The organism is Methylobacterium sp. Leaf117 (genome assembly GCF_001422985.1).
In the GTDB taxonomy this organism is placed as follows: domain Bacteria; phylum Pseudomonadota; class Alphaproteobacteria; order Rhizobiales; family Beijerinckiaceae; genus Methylobacterium.
The window spans coordinates 855,462-870,011 of the sequence record NZ_LMNL01000034.1 but is presented as its reverse complement, the minus strand read 5'-3'; the positions used below and the strand labels follow the sequence as shown (position 1 = coordinate 870,011).

The following is a 14,550-nucleotide window of genomic DNA, read 5'->3' as shown; positions in this document are numbered from 1 at the left end:
GCCCCGGGCCTCAGGCAACCCGGCGTAAGGTGGGCGGGGCGGGCTCAGTCCGTCCCCGCCCGTTTCGCTTGGCCCGGTAGAGGGCCGCATCGGCCCGGCTGAGCAGGGCGTCGAGCCGACGCCCGGCGCTTCGGCGGGGGGACGGCCCCTCCGCCGTCGCCAGCCCGATGCTGACGCTGATGGCGAGCTGCGGCAGTTCCGGCACGGCGATGCGGGCCGTGGCGCGGCGCAGGAACTCGGCCTTGGCCAGGGCCTCCTCCGGCGTGAGGTTGCGCAGGAGGCAGGCGAATTCCTCGCCGCCCATCCGGCCGAACAGGGCGGAATCCGGCAGCAGGGCCGTCACTGCGTGGCAGAACCCGACGAGGACGCCGTCCCCGACCGCGTGGCCGTGCCGGTCGTTGATGCGCTTGAAGTGATCGAGGTCGAACAGCAGCAGGGTGACGGCGGGCCCCCTCTCGATGAGGGCGGCCTCGGCCCGGGCCACGAAGGCGCGCCGGCTCAGGACGCCCGTGAGGGCGTCGGTATCCGCCGCCTGCCGCTGGAGGTGCTCCGCCCGCTCCTTGGTCAGCGACATGAACACGAAGGCGATCGCCAGGGTGAACAGCATGCCGATCAGGCACAGGATCGTCAGCCAGGGCGATTGCAGCGAATTCGGCCCCACCTGCGGCGGGGCGACCAGGGCGAGCGGCACCCGGATCCCGTAGGCGATGGCGTAGAGCAGCAGCAGGCCGATGCCGGGATAGCGCGACACCAGCGGTTCGGCCCTCGCCCGCCACAGCTCCCGCGCCGCCAGGAAGCAGAACCCGGCGGCGAGGCTGGAGGCCAGGATGACCCGGGCGGGCAGCGAGGCGTAGAAGGCCGGGATCAGGCAGGCGCCGCTCCAGAGCGCCACCGCGACCGCCACCGGCACCGGCCGCGCCCGCCGTCCCTCGAAGGCGCGGGTGCCGCTCCAGATCAGCCCGTAGGCGCCGATCATCACCCCGTTGGCGACGCCGATCGAGATCCCGTCCGGAATGATTCCCCGCAGGGCGAGCAGGGCCGACGCCACCGCGCCGGTGATGTGGGCGACGCCCCAGATCGCCAGGGCGTGGACGTGGCGTGCCTGGCTCCACGACAGCAGGAACAGGCTCCCGACCATGAAGGTCAGGATCACGGTCACCAGCAGCAGGGTCGAGGCATCGAGCAGCATCGATCGGTCTCGTTCCCAGCCCGTTTCCTGATACGAGCGCCGATCGCGCCGTCGATAGGGCCGACAATCCGGCCGTTGCGCTCCACCTTACATCCGGGAGGGTCCGCAGGACCAGACGCCGGCCCCGGTCCGTTGGATTTCGGGCGGCCCATATCCTGGTCCCCGACCGTGAAACCTTTCGGATGTTGCAAATTTCCGGCGTCAGGATTCGGGCTTTACGGCTCCGGCTTGCGCGGGGCGGGTCCCAGCGGCGTGATGCGCAGGGCGGTGATCCGGTTGCGGGCCTTGCGCAGCACCTGGAAGCGGAATCCGTGAAAGTTGAAGGCGGTCCCGGTGTCGGGAATCGCCCTCGCCTCATGGATGACGAGGCCCGCGATGGTGGTGGCCTCGTCGTCGGGCAGGTCCCAGTCCATGGCCCGGTTGAGGTCGCGGATCGGCACGCTGCCGTCGGCATGGACCGAGCCGTCGCCCTGCGGCCGGACGCCGGACACCGTCACGTCGTGCTCGTCGGCGATGTCGCCGACGATCTCCTCGAGGATGTCCTCGAGGGTGACGAGGCCCATCACCTCGCCGTACTCGTCGACCACCAGGGCGAAGTGCGTCTTCTTGGTGAGGAAGGCCTTGAGCTGGTCGCGCAGGGAGGTGGTGTCCGGCACGAACCAGGTCTCCAGCGCCAGGGCCTCGACCTGCAGGCCGGAGGCGTCGCCGCCGGCGGCATCCAGGGCACGCAGCAGATCCTTGGCGTGCAGCACGCCGACGATGTTCTCCGTCGTGCCGCGCCAGAGGGGCATGCGCGTGTAGGGCGAGGCCAGGACCGCGCGCACGATCTCCTGCGAGGGCAGATCGGCATCGATGGTCCGCATCTTGGTGCGGTGGACCATCACCTCCGAGACCGTGAGGTCGGACAGGTCGAGCAGGCCGCCGAGCATGTCGCGCTCGGCTTTGGCGACGCCGCCCTCGCGGTGGAGCAGGGCCAATTGGCCCCGGATCTCGTCGGTGGCCGACAGGATGGTCTGGCGCTCGCCGATCCGGATGCCAAAGGGCCGCAGCATGGCGCGCACCAGCGCCTCGATGGCCAGGGCCGCCGGCCCCAGCACCGCCACCGCGAAGGCCACCGGCCGGGCCATGACCAGCGCGGCGTTGTCCGGCTTGTTGATGGCGAGGGTCTTGGGCAGCACCTCGGCGAAGATGATGACCAGGACCGACATCACGCCGGTGGCGTAGAGCACGCCGCTCTTGCCGAACAGGGTGGTGAGCACGCTGGTGGTGAAGGCGGAAGCGCCGATCGCCACGATGTTGTAGCCGATCAGCATGGCGCCGATGAAGCGCTCGCGGCTCGCCAGGATGGTGTTGACGAGGCGGGCGCGGACGTCGCCGGCATTCTCCAGGGCCAGCATCCGCGCCCGGGACGCGGCCGTGAAGGCGGTCTCGGCGCCCGCGAAGAAGGCCGAGAGCAGGAGCGAGATGACCACGATGCTCGCGGCCAGCCAAAGGTCGGTATGGGGTTCCATGCGCGCCGATGCCGGAGGATGTTTGAGCCAGAAGAACCGATGACCAGAATCGATGACCGGAACCGTCGACGACCACAACAGGGACAACGAGGGGCGATGACCGCCGGCGCCGGAGCCGCCCGCGACGACGGCGCGGGCCGGCGGTTCGGCGCCCTCACCCCTCGGCGATCAGCTCCCGGATGCGCCCGGCCAGCGCCTCCATCACGAAAGGCTTCGTCAGCACCTGCATGCCGGGATCGAGGTAGCCGTTGCCCAGCACCGCGTTCTCGGCGTAGCCGGTGATGAACAGCACCTTCAGGCCGGGGCGCACGACGCGGCCGGCATCGGCCATCTGGCGCCCGTTCATGCCGCCCGGCAGGCCGACATCGGTGACGAGGAGATCGAGGCGCACGTCGGATTCGAGCACCTTGAGCCCGGCCGCCCCGTCCGCCGCCTCGATGGCGGTGTAGCCGAGATCCTCCAGCACCTCGGTGACCAGCATGCGCACGGTGGGCTCGTCATCGACGATGAGCACGGTCTGGCCCTGCTCGGCCCGGGGTGCATGGGCGAGATCGGCCTCCCCGTCCCGGGTCTCGGCCACCCCGTAATGGCGGGGCAGGTAGAGGCAGACCGTCGTGCCCTGGCCGATTTCCGAGTAGATCCGCACTTGGCCGCCCGACTGGCGGGCGAATCCGTAGATCATCGACAGGCCGAGGCCGGTGCCCTCGCCGAGGGGCTTCGTCGTGAAGAACGGATCGAAGGCCCGGCCGATCACCTCGCGGGTCATGCCGGTGCCGGTATCGGTCACGCACAGGGACAGGAACTGGCCGGGCTCCAACTCGCGCTCGCGGGCCGCCCGGGCATCGAGCCACTTATTGGCCGTCTCGATGGTGATGCGCCCACCCTCCGGCATCGCGTCGCGGGCGTTGATGCAGAGGTTGAGCAGGGCGTTCTCGAGCTGGTTCGGATCGACCAGGGCGGTCCACAGCCCGGCCGCTCCCACCACCTCGATGGTCACCTGGGGGCCGACCGTGCGGCGCACCAGATCCTCCATGCCCGCGATGAGGCCGTTCACGTTGGTGGGCTTCGGATCGAGGGTCTGGCGCCGCGAGAAGGCGAGCAGGCGATGGGTCAGGGCGGCGGCCCGCTTGGCCGCGCCCTGCGCGGCGTTGATGTAGCGGTCGAGGTCGGTGACCCGCCCCTGCGCCATCCGGGTCTGGAGCAGCTCCAGGCTGCCCGAGATGCCGGTGAGCAGGTTGTTGAAATCATGGGCGAGGCCGCCGGTGAGCTGGCCCACGGCCTCCATCTTCTGCGCCTGGCGCAGGGCATCCTCGGTGCGGCGCTGGTCGGTGATGTCGCGCCCGATGAGGGTGAAGATCTCGCCGTCGGGGGCCGCCGTCCACATCACGATGCGGCGCTCGCCCGCCTTGGTGAAGACGCGGTCGACGAAGCCCGTCACGGTCTCGCCGCGGGCGAGGCGCCCGACCACCTCGGCCGTCTCGGCATGGTCGGCGGGATCGATCAACACGGCGAAGGGCCGGCTGAGCAGCTCCGCCTCGCTCCAGCCGAGGGTGAGCTCCCAGGCCGGGTTCACGGTCTTGAGGTAGCCGTCGAGCCCGGCGGTCCCCATCAGGTCGGTGGTGGTGTCCCAGATACGGTCGCGCTCGCGGGTGCGGCGCTCGATTTGGCGCTCCAGGCTGGTGTTGAGGCGCGCGAGTTCGGCCGCGGCGGCCTTGCGGTCCTCGATGTCGGTGTTGGTGCCGACCCAGCGCTGGATGGTCCCATCCGGCGCCCGGATCGGCTCGGCCCGGACCAGGAACCAGCGATAGGCGCCGTCGCTGCGCCGGATGCGGAACTCGGTCTCGTAGGACCGGCTTTCGGCCAGGGCCGCGCCCCAGGTGGCGATCACCGCCGCGCGGTCCTCGGGATGGACGAGCCCGGCCCAGGCGGCGCCGTCGAGGCCCCCCTCCGCCACGCCGCTATAGGCGTAGACTTGAGCGTTGAACCAGTCGAGGTCGCCCGCCGCCGAGGCGGCCCAGACGTGGATCGGCACCGCCTGCGCGAAGGCGCGGAACTGGGCGTCGCTGGCCCGGCGCGCGGCGGTGGCGCGGCTGCGCTCGGTGGCGGCCCGGGTGCGCTCGGCCACGTTGCGTATGAAGGCGAGTTCGTCCGGCGACCACGACCGGGCGGTGGCGTGATTGAGGTAGAGGAGCGCCACGAAGCCGCCGTGCTCGGTCAGCGGCATGTTGACGAAGGACTGCGCGCTGATCGCCTTCAGGGCCTCGGCGCCGGCGGCGGTACGCGGGTCGTGATCGGCATCGACGCAGATCACGGTCTCGCCGCGCTTAAGGTCCTCGATATACGAGCCGTAATCGCGAAACTGCAGGGTTCCGGCCAGACTCCGGATGCCGGGGGCGTTCCAGTCGCGCTCGATCACGATGGTCTCGGCCACCGGATCGATGGTGCCGTAGCCGGCCCGGCTGACCCCCAGGGTGGTGCCGAGGATCTCCGAGGCCGCGAAGGCGATCTCGGCGGTGTCGTCGAGGTCGCGCAGGCGAGCGCCGAGTTCAGCCACGGCGATCCGCCGGGCTTCCGCCGCCCGGCGCTCGTCCATGTCGATGGCGAGGACGAAGAACCCCTCCACGATCCCGGTCTCGGTCCGGCGCGGAATGTACTGGATGGTGCAGGCGCGGCGCCGGCCGTCGCGGGTCGGAAGGAATCCGTCGACGATGATCGCCTCGCCGGCGAGCGCCCGGTCCATGAACGGGCGCCGCTCCGCGAAGGCTTCCGGCCCGAGCACGTCGCGCACGTGGCGGCCGGTCAGGTCCGCGCGGTCGCGCCCGAACCAGGCCTCGTAGTGGCGATTGTTGAAGCGGTAGACGTACGCACGGTCGATCGAGGCCACGAGCACCGGCAGCGCGTCGGTGATGAGGCGCAGTTCTGGTTCGCTGGGGCCCTGCGGGGGATCGCCCTGTCCCTGCAGCGGCTTGCCTTGAGCCTGAGGCGGCTTGCCGTGTGCCTGCGGCGGCTTGCCTTGAGCCTGCGGCGGCTCGCGCAGCCGGCCGATCTCGGCCTCCAGCGTCGCGACGCGGCGGCGCAGGGTCTCGACGTCGGCGGCGCTCAAGCGGCGCTCAATTCGTCGTCGAGGAAGGCGCGGACCGCCGCGCCGTCGATGCCGGGGGCGATGAAGCTCCGGCCGATGCCGCGGGCCAGAATGAAGGTGAGCGCCCCATCGCGGACCTTCTTGTCCTGCGCCATGGCCTCGACGAGAGCGTCGGCATCGCCGCAGCCGCCCGGTACCGCCTGGAGCCGGGTCGGCAGGCCGGCCAGCGCCAAGTGGTTGGCGACGCGGCCGGCATCCTGGCCCGGGCACAGGCCGAGGCGGGCGGAGAAGCGGAAGGCGAGCGCCAGCCCGATCGCCACCGCCTCGCCGTGGACGAGGCGGGCGGATTCGTAATGCGTCAGGCGCTCCAGGGCGTGCGCGAAGGTGTGGCCGAGATTGAGCAGGGCACGCTCGCCGTCCTCGCGCTCGTCGCGCACCACCACGCCGGCCTTGGAGCGGCAGCAGATCGCCACCGCCTCGTCGCGCTCCGGCCCGCCCGCGAAGATGCCGGCCCAGTGCGCCTCGCACCAATCGAAGAAGGCGGCGTCGTTGATGAGGCCGTACTTCGCCACCTCGGCGTAGCCGGCCCGCATCTCGCGCTCCGACAGAGTGTCGAGGGTGGCGGTATCGGCCAGCACCAGGCGGGGCTGGTGGAAGGCGCCGATGAGGTTCTTGCCGTGGGGCGAATTGATGCCGGTCTTGCCGCCCACGGAGGAATCGACCTGGGCGAGCAGGGAGGTGGGCGCCTGGACGAAGCGCACGCCGCGCCGGAGCGTGGCGGCCGCGAACCCCGCGAGATCGCCCACGACCCCGCCGCCGAGCGCCACCACGAGATCGTTGCGCTCGACCCGATGGGCGAGGAGCCCGTCGCACACCGCCGCGTAGGTGGCGTAACATTTCGAGGCCTCGCCCGGCGCCACGGTGACGAGCCCGGAGCGCAGGCCCGCCGCCTCCAGACTTCCCCGCAGCCTATCGCCGTAGAGGGCGGCCACATTGGTGTCGGACACGATCACGGCCGCCCTGGCCCCGAGGGCCGCGACGTGGCGGCCAGCTTCGTCGAGGAGGCCGCGCCCGATCAGAATGTCGTAGGCGCGCCCCTGGTCGAGGGGCACGCCGACGGTGAGGCGGTCGGTCACTGGGCGGCGATTCCTGGCTGGGAGGGTTGGGTCAGATAGGCGTCGAGGGCTTCCATGACGTCCTGAACCACCCGGTCGTGGGCGACGTCGCGGGAGATCACCTCCACGTCGGCGGTGGCGTAGACCGGATGGCGCTGGGCCATGAGCTGGCGCAGGGTCTCCTCCGGGTCCTCGGTCTGGAGCAGCGGGCGCCCGCCGCGCTTGCGCACCCGGCGCATCAGCACGTCGAGCTCGGCCTTGAGCCAGATCGAGACGCCGCCCTCGGCGATGCGGGCGCGGGTGGTCTCGCGCATGAAGGCGCCCCCGCCGGTGGCGAGCACCAGCGGTCCCTCGCGCATCAGCCGGGCGATGACCCGTTCCTCGCCATCGCGAAAGCTCGGCTCGCCGTAGATCGCGAAGATATCGGGGATCGTCAGCTTGGCCGCCGTCTCGATCTCGTTGTCGGCATCCTTGAACATCAGGCCGAGGCGCGTGGCGAGGCGCCGGCCGACGGTGCTCTTGCCCGCGCCCATCAGACCGACGAGCACGATCGACCGGTGACCGAGGGCCCGGCGCAGGCGCAGTTCGATCGGCTCGCCGCCGGTTGCGGCATCCGGCGGGTCGCCCGGGGGCGGGTCGCCGCCCTGAGAAGGGACTTCGGTCATCACGGACATCTGCACATCGTTGGGCGGGTCTTAGCGCGTTTTCCGGTGGGGGCGAAGCGTCTGGCGCCGGTCGCGCACGGGAATGCCGCGCCGCCTGTGGCCGCGAAGTCATTGCCATCGGCGCCCGCGCGTGATGCAACCCCAAGCTGGCCGTCCGCCGCACGTCGTCAGCCGCCCATGGCCTGCACGGGCATGCGGCCGCTGAAGCCAGTAGAAGCCACCTGCCCCCCGAGGCGCGCCCTTCGTCTTCAGCGCCGCACGATCGAGGTTCGTCCGAGTGCCGACCCTGTTCCGCTTCCTCGCCATCCTCGCCATCCTGGGCGGGCTCGCCTTCGCGGCGATGTTCGCGCTGGCGACCTTCGTGGTGCCGACCCCGCGCGAGATGAGCGTGACCATTCCCGCCTCGAAGCTTCAGCCGCCGAACCGGTGACCCGGGCCATCCCGTCCGAATCCGGGGCCAGTCCCGACACGACGCCCGACACGACGCCCGATCCCGGCGAACGCCTCATCCGCGACTACCTCGACATGCTCGCCGCCGAGCGCGGGGCGGCCGCCAACACCCTCGCGGCCTACCGGCGCGACCTCTCGGACTATCTCGCCGCCCTGGCGCGCGGCGGCCACGACCCCGTCGCGATGGAGGCCGCCCCCCTCCGCGCCTATCTCGCCGACCTGGAGACGCGCGGCCTGTCGGCGGCCTCCGCGGCGCGGCGCCTGTCCTGCATCCGGGGCTTCCACCGCTTCCTTTATGCCGAGGGCCTCGCCGAGGACGACCCGAGCACACCGATCGGTGGGCCGCGCCGGGTGCGGGCCCTGCCGAAGGTGCTGTCGGTGGCGGAGGTCGACCGGCTGCTCTCCGTGGCGCGCGAGGCCGCGGCCGGGGATGCGCGCGGCACCCGCATGCTGTGCCTGATCGAATTGCTCTACGCGACCGGCCTGCGCGTCTCCGAGCTGATCGCCCTACCCCGCGCGGCCGCTTCCACGAAGGAGCGCTACCTGGTGGTCAAGGGCAAGGGAGGCCGCGAGCGGCTGGTGCCGCTCACCGAGATCGCCCGCGGCGCCATGCGCGACCACCTCGCCCACCTCGCCGGCGACGGCCCCTGGCTGTTTCCCGCCGACAGCGAGAGCGGGCACCTGACGCGGCAATCCTTCGCCCGGGACCTGAAGGCCGTGGCGAGCGCCGCCGGCCTCCGGGCCGACCGGATCAGCCCGCACGTGCTGCGCCACGCCTTCGCCAGCCACCTCCTCCAGAACGGCGCGGATCTCCGCATCGTCCAGGAACTCCTCGGCCACGCCGACATCTCGACGACGCAGATCTACACCCACGTCCTCGACGAGCGGCTGAAGAGCATGGTCCGCGACCTGCACCCCCTGATGGACGAGTGAGGCCGGGCGCTCAGGCCTCCGCCTCCTCGTGCAGGGTATCCTCGATGTAGAGCTGGGCCAGCAGCACCTTCGCCACCGCCATCAGCGGCAGGGCCAGCGCGATGCCCCAGAGGCCGAAGATCACGCCGAGCACGAGCTGGCCGGCGAAGATCGTGGCCGGCGGGATGTCGAGGGCCTGCTTCTGGATGAAGGGCGTGAGGCCGTAGCTCTCCAGGGTCTGCACCGCGAGATAGACGCCGAGCGCTCCGAAGAGCGCCGTGGTGCCGGAAGCGAGCGAGGCGAGCAGGATCACCACGCCGGCGATCAGCGGGCCGATGGTGGGGATGAAGGCCAGGAGACCGGCCTGGAGGCCGAGGATGAGGGCACCGCCGATGCCGAGAAAAGCGAGGCCGGCCCAGGTGCAGACGAAGATCACCGCCATGGTGATGAGCTGGCCGAACAACCAGTGCCGCAGGGTCTCGCCCATGCCGTCGAGGAGAGCGGTGGCCCGCTCCCGGTGGGCCGGCGGCACGAAGCGCACGAGACCGTCGCGATAGGCGCCCGGATCGGCCGCCACCGAGAGCCCCAGGAAGACGATGACCAGGGCGTTGCCCAGCGCGTTGAACAGGCCGATCACCACGGTGGCCGCCGGTCCGAGCACGCTGCCGGCATCCGACAGCAGGGAACCGGGGCTCTTCATCGCTCCCGAGGCAAGGCCGGCGAGGCCGCCGGGCTTCCGGTCCGGCGCGCCGGCATCGGCCTCCTCCGGGGCCTCCGAGTCGCCGGCCGCCTTGTCGCCGCCATCGGCCTTCAGGTCGCCAGCCTTGACGTCGCTGGCTTTGGCATCGCCACTACCCTTGCCGGGTGCGATCTGGGGCACGTCGATGCCGTATTCCTTGAGGCGATCCCGCACCGTGCCGGCCTGGGCCGCCACCGTCTGCCCGAGATCCCGGCCCTGCTGCACGATCGTGGCGCCGCCGAAGGCGATGAGGGCGAGGGTCAGGCCCGCCAGCACGAGGCTGACGAGGCTGAGGCGCAAGCCCCGGCTGGCCGGCAGCACCTGCCCGAGGAGACGGGTCAGGCCGTCGAGAAAGACCCCGAGGAGGATGCCGGCGAAGACCAGGAGCAGGGTCGAGGCCGCCATCCAGGCCAGGGCCAGCACGGCGACGAATGCCACGACGGCGATGCCGGACACGGCGGGCGACCAGGATTGCGGACGCGGACCGGCGGAATCCGGTCGCAGGAAGGGGATGGCCATGGGCGGGTCGGGCTCCTGGGGTGCCTGGGGCACGCGTGTTCGTGGAGGACCCGTGGAGGATCCCCAGGCGGGGGGATGTCGCCAGCCACGCTTGAGTTCCGCTCCCGGATCGGGCGAGCGCCGGCTTTCGACGATCGCCCGAGTCTTGCCCAGAGGGAGTCTCGCCCAGCGGGAGTCTCGCCCGGCGGCCGCATCGGCCGATCGCCGGACTGGCGTTTCTACACCCAGCGTGCGGCGGCCGCGTCGTCGGCCTCGGTCGCCTCGACCCAGCCGCCCGTGGTGCCGTCGGCCAGGTGCTCGCGCTTCCAGAACGGGGCGCGCGTCTTGAGGTAATCCATCAGGAAGCTCGCCGCCTCGAAGGCCGCGACCCGATGGCTCGATGCGGTGACCACCAGGACGATCCCCTCCCCGGGGGCGACGAGGCCGTGCCGGTGGATCACGCACACGCCCTGGAGCGGCCAGCGCGCCCGGGCCGTCTCGACCACGCGGGCGATCTCGGCCTCGGCCATGCCGGGGTAATGCTCGAGTTCGAGCCCGGTCAGGCGTCCGCCCTCGTCGCGGCACAGGCCCGTGAAGGTGACGATGGCGCCCGCCCGGCCCCCGAGGTCGCGGGTGAGGCGGGCGATCTCGGCGCTCGCATCGAAGGGCGCGCTCTGGATGCTGACGTCGGGCATGGACCCTCCCCGTTGAACGCGCGTGACCGCGGGACGAAACCGGTTCGCCCGCCTCCGCGCAGGCGTCGGACCCGTCGGGCCGTCGTTCGGGTGGACCCGCGCGCGAAAACGGAACCCTTGACGGACGGCGACGAACCTGCCCTCACGGGCAGGGGCGCTCTATGCCCCCGAATGCCCGGCGACACCACCGGGATGCGAAGGACATTTTCGCCGTGACGCCAGAGCTGATCCTGCCTCATGACGGCCTCCTGCCGGCCTTCTCGGCCCGTCCGGTCTGGTGCGGCCGGGCCAGCACGGTGATCGGCGACGCCACCCTTGGGGCCCAGGCCTGGCTCGGCGACAACAGCGTCATCCGGGCGGACGGCGACCGCATCACCATCGGCGAGCGCTTCTGGCTCGGCCACCGCTCCACCGTGCACATCGCCACCAACACCTACCCCACCGTTGTCGGCGACCGGGTGACGGTGGGCCGCAACGCGGTGGTGCATGCCTGCACGGTCGGCTCGGACGTGGTGATCGAGGACGACGTCATCGTGCTCGACGGGGCGAGCGTTGAGAGCGGCGTGCTGATCGAGGCGGGCGCCACCGTGTTTCCCCGGGCGCATCTCGCCGCCGGCTTCGCCTATGCGGGCAGCCCCGCCAAGCCGGTGCGTCCGATCACCCTGCCGGAGATCGCCGAGCAGGCCGAGCGCCTGCGCGAGGCCTCCGGCGACCTGCCCGTGCTGCTCCCCGCCGACGCGGCCGAGCTGGAGCCCAGCGTCTACGTCGCCCGCACCGCACGCCTGCGCGGCCGCATCGCCCTCGGGACCGGGTCCAGCGTGCTGTTCTCCTGCGACCTCCATGCCGAGGTCGGCCCCATCGTGGTCGGCGCCAACACCAACATCCAGGACAACACCGTCATCCGGACACGGGGCGAGGGCGTCGTCCTCGGGCGCGACACCACCATCGGGCACAACGTCCGGCTCTCCGATTGCCGGATCGGCGCCCGCAGCCTCATCGGCATCGGCTGCGTCGTCGCCCCCGGCACGGTGGTGGCGGACGACGTGCTGCTGGCGGCCGGCGCCACCACCGACCCGGGCCAGCTGCTCGAGGGCGGCCATCTCTGGGGCGGGCGGCCGGCCCGCATCCTCGGTGCCCTCGACGCCGAGAAGCGCACGATGATGGCCCGCGTGGTCGAGGGCTATGTCGCCCACGGGGTCGCCTACCGCCAGGCGGAAGACGCGCTGCCGTAACGTCCTGCGATAACGTCCTGCGATCGCGCCCCCCTGCGCCGAAGGTATTGCCACGCTGTACGCGGCGTCTCCGCAAGACCGGAGACCGCCTTTTCTGTTTGCAGCACAGCAACGAACGCGGCGCGGCAACCCGCTTCTTTCGGGAACGCTTCCGGTCAGGCGGACGTTTTCCGGCCCTGAAAGCAGAGATGCCAGATGTCTCGGATACCAGAGACCTCGGATACGAGAGGTTTTGGGTACCAGATATCCTGGCGTTGCATGCAGTGGTGCAAGGAGTTCTTCATGAAAGCCGTCACGCTCGCCCTCGCCAGCACGATCGCCCTCAGCACGGCCGCCCTCGCCGCCGGCAGCGGTCCGGGTTCCGCCAACAATGCACCCGGCCAGGAGATGCAGCAGAACAGGTCGCAGTACGGCTCCCCCGGAGCCTCCGGCTACGCGCCGGGCCAGGAGAAGGGCACGACCACCGGTTCGACAGGCCGCTCCGGCATGTCCGAGACGGGGGCGACCTCGGCGTCGGGCGCCGCCAGCACGAAGTCCGGCAGCGGCAACCGCTGAGCCGATACGATGCGAAGGCCCGGATCGCTCCGGGCCTTCGCATCGCTGTTGCCGCCACCCGTGGAGTTTCCTTCAGGCGGCTCGCACGATGGCGCCTGTTAGGCGGCCCGCACGGTGGCGAGGAAGCGGTGCACCTCGGTGTTGAGGTGTTCGGACTGGCGCGACAGCTCCGAGGCTGCCCCGAGGACCTGGCTCGCGGCTGCTCCGGTCTCCTCGGCGGCTCCGGCGACACCCGCGATATTAGAGGTCACGGCTCCGGTGCCCATGGCCGCCTGGGCCACGTTGCGGACGATCTCCTGGGTGGCCGCCCCCTGCTGTTCGACCGAGGCCGAGATCGAGGTCGCGACGCCGCTGATTTCCTGGATGCGGGCCGCGATGCCGCTGATCGCCTGAACCGCCTGGGCGGTGGAGCCCTGGATCTGGCTGATGTGGCCGCCGATCTCCTCGGTGGCCCGGGCGGTCTGGTTGGCGAGCTCCTTCACTTCCGCCGCCACCACGGCGAAGCCGCGGCCCGCCTCGCCCGCCCGCGCCGCCTCGATGGTGGCGTTGAGCGCCAGCAGGTTGGTCTGACCGGCGATCGAGGTGATCATCGTGACCACGTCGCCGATCCGGCCCACGGCCGCATTCAGGTTCTGCACGAAGGCCGCCGTCTGGGCCGCCTCCGCCACGGCCGTCTGGGCCATCGCCGCCGAACTGCCGACCTGACGCCCGATCTCCTCCACGGACGACCCGAGTTCCTCGGCCGCCGCCGCCACGGTGTTGACGTTGGAGGCCGCCTCCTCTGCAGCCGCCGCGACGCTGGTGGATTGGTTGGCGGTCTGGGTCGCGGTGCCGGCCATGCTCTGGGCCGTCGCCTGCAGCTCGGTGGCCGCGCTGGTGACCATGGTGATGATGCCGCCGACAGCGCCCTCGAAGCCGTCGGCCATCGACCGCATGGCGGCCTTGCGCTGGGCCTCGGCGCCGGCGCGGGCCAGGACGGTCTCCTCCTCTAACACCCGCATGCGGATCAGCCCGTCCTTGAACACCTGCACGGCGTCGGCGATGCGGCCGATCTCGGTCGGGGCCCCCTGATGCGGGATGGTCACGGCGAGGTCGCCCGCCGCCAGCGCCTGCATCGGCTGGACGACGGAGCCGATGCCTCCCGTCACGCCGCGGATGATGAGGAAGGCGGACACAGCCGACAGAAGGACGGCGAGCAGGACGGCGGCGAGGCCCAGCGTCCGCGTCTGCTCGAAGACATCCTTGCTGCGGGCCTGGGCCTGATCGGCGCCGTCATTGTTCAGGGTGGTGAGTTTCTCCAGTGCGCTCGAGGCGGCCCGGCGGATCTGCAGGCCCTGGGTCTCGTATAACGTGACGGCCTCGGTCTTCTGCCCCTTGCGGGAGAGATCCAGGATGGCCTGACGCACCACCAGGAAGTTCGCCGACGCGCGGACATACGCATCGTAGAGCGCCCGCTCCTCCGGAGAGCTGATCATCGGCTCGTAGGCGGCCCGCTTCTCGGCGACCTTCTTGTCGAAGCGCTCGAGATCCGCCTCGATCGAGGCGACCAGCTGCGGTTCGGTGGCCTGCGCGTGCCGCAGGATGACGGCGCTGATCCGGGCCGTCAGCGTGTCGATCTCGCCGAGCGTCCGGATGCTCGGAAGCCAGTTGGTCTCGATCTCCACGCCGCGCGCGCGCATGCGCTCGGTTCCCAGAAGTCCGAGGACGCCCACGCCGACGACGAAAACCGTCAGCAGGGAGAACGCCGCGATCAGGCGGACCCGAATGGACATATTCTTGAAGGACACGACCCACCTCATCCCAACGGCAGATCAGCTCGAATCTGCATGCGCGGCGGAGAACAACTGACATGCAAAGCTTAAAACATTGCTTTTGCAGATGGATACTTTCTACTATCGGTTGCATTT

At 71.0% G+C, this 14,550-nt stretch carries 12 protein-coding genes; 4 read left to right on the top strand and 8 right to left on the bottom strand.

The genetic code is table 11. The features are described 5' to 3' along the window. Nucleotides 1-10: 10 nt before the first annotated feature. The 5 genes from ASF57_RS18620 to ASF57_RS18600 form a co-directional block, all read right to left on the bottom strand. Entirely contained in the window at nucleotides 11-1,189 is a 1,179-nt protein-coding gene (locus tag ASF57_RS18620; protein ID WP_056485785.1) for a GGDEF domain-containing protein, read from the bottom strand. A gap of 215 nt (nucleotides 1,190-1,404) precedes the next feature. Continuing rightward, complete coding sequence (locus ASF57_RS18615) at nucleotides 1,405-2,700, bottom strand: HlyC/CorC family transporter (RefSeq protein WP_056188090.1); 1,296 nt, start codon at nucleotides 2,698-2,700, stop codon at nucleotides 1,405-1,407. A gap of 154 nt (nucleotides 2,701-2,854) precedes the next feature. Continuing rightward, on the bottom strand, nucleotides 2,855-5,803 hold the full coding sequence (locus ASF57_RS18610) for a PAS domain S-box protein (protein WP_056485782.1): 2,949 nt from the start codon (nucleotides 5,801-5,803) through the stop codon (nucleotides 2,855-2,857). Continuing rightward, nucleotides 5,800-6,918, bottom strand: a complete 1,119-nt coding sequence (gene aroB / locus ASF57_RS18605; protein WP_056187789.1) for a 3-dehydroquinate synthase — start codon at nucleotides 6,916-6,918, stop codon at nucleotides 5,800-5,802. The genes ASF57_RS18610 and aroB overlap by 4 nt, the downstream gene beginning before the upstream one ends. Continuing rightward, on the bottom strand, nucleotides 6,915-7,571 hold the full coding sequence (locus tag ASF57_RS18600) for a shikimate kinase (RefSeq protein WP_244476999.1): 657 nt from the start codon (nucleotides 7,569-7,571) through the stop codon (nucleotides 6,915-6,917). Before ASF57_RS18600 ends, aroB begins: the two co-directional genes overlap by 4 nt. Before the next feature lie 268 nt (nucleotides 7,572-7,839). Between ASF57_RS18600 and ASF57_RS18595 the strand changes: the two genes are divergently transcribed. Then, nucleotides 7,840-7,992, top strand: coding sequence for a hypothetical protein (locus tag ASF57_RS18595; RefSeq protein ID WP_056187786.1), 153 nt, complete (start codon nucleotides 7,840-7,842; stop codon nucleotides 7,990-7,992). 77 nt (nucleotides 7,993-8,069) lie between these two features. Beyond that, nucleotides 8,070-8,945, top strand: a complete 876-nt coding sequence (locus ASF57_RS18590) for a site-specific tyrosine recombinase XerD (RefSeq protein WP_274533565.1) — start codon at nucleotides 8,070-8,072, stop codon at nucleotides 8,943-8,945. A gap of 10 nt (nucleotides 8,946-8,955) precedes the next feature. Here the strand turns inward: ASF57_RS18590 and ASF57_RS18585 are convergent, their stop codons facing one another. Both ASF57_RS18585 and ASF57_RS18580 read right to left on the bottom strand, forming a co-directional pair. Next, complete coding sequence (locus ASF57_RS18585) at nucleotides 8,956-10,182, bottom strand: AI-2E family transporter (protein WP_056187783.1); 1,227 nt, start codon at nucleotides 10,180-10,182, stop codon at nucleotides 8,956-8,958. Between the two features lie 218 nt (nucleotides 10,183-10,400). Continuing rightward, on the bottom strand, nucleotides 10,401-10,856 hold the full coding sequence (locus tag ASF57_RS18580) for a molybdenum cofactor biosynthesis protein MoaE (protein WP_056485779.1): 456 nt from the start codon (nucleotides 10,854-10,856) through the stop codon (nucleotides 10,401-10,403). 212 nt (nucleotides 10,857-11,068) lie between these two features. On the opposite strand from ASF57_RS18580, the gene ASF57_RS18575 reads away from it, so the two are divergent. Together ASF57_RS18575 and ASF57_RS18570 are read left to right on the top strand one after the other, a co-directional pair. Then, on the top strand, nucleotides 11,069-12,088 hold the full coding sequence (locus tag ASF57_RS18575) for a gamma carbonic anhydrase family protein (RefSeq protein WP_056486202.1): 1,020 nt from the start codon (nucleotides 11,069-11,071) through the stop codon (nucleotides 12,086-12,088). A 282-nt stretch (nucleotides 12,089-12,370) separates the two neighbouring features. Continuing rightward, nucleotides 12,371-12,643: a hypothetical protein gene (locus ASF57_RS18570; RefSeq protein WP_082504165.1), complete on the top strand. Its 273-nt coding sequence runs from the start codon at nucleotides 12,371-12,373 to the stop codon at nucleotides 12,641-12,643. 98 nt (nucleotides 12,644-12,741) lie between these two features. On the opposite strand, the gene ASF57_RS18565 is transcribed toward ASF57_RS18570, so the two are convergent. Next, on the bottom strand, nucleotides 12,742-14,430 hold the full coding sequence (locus ASF57_RS18565) for an MCP four helix bundle domain-containing protein (RefSeq protein WP_056486200.1): 1,689 nt from the start codon (nucleotides 14,428-14,430) through the stop codon (nucleotides 12,742-12,744). Nucleotides 14,431-14,550: the final 120 nt, after the last annotated feature.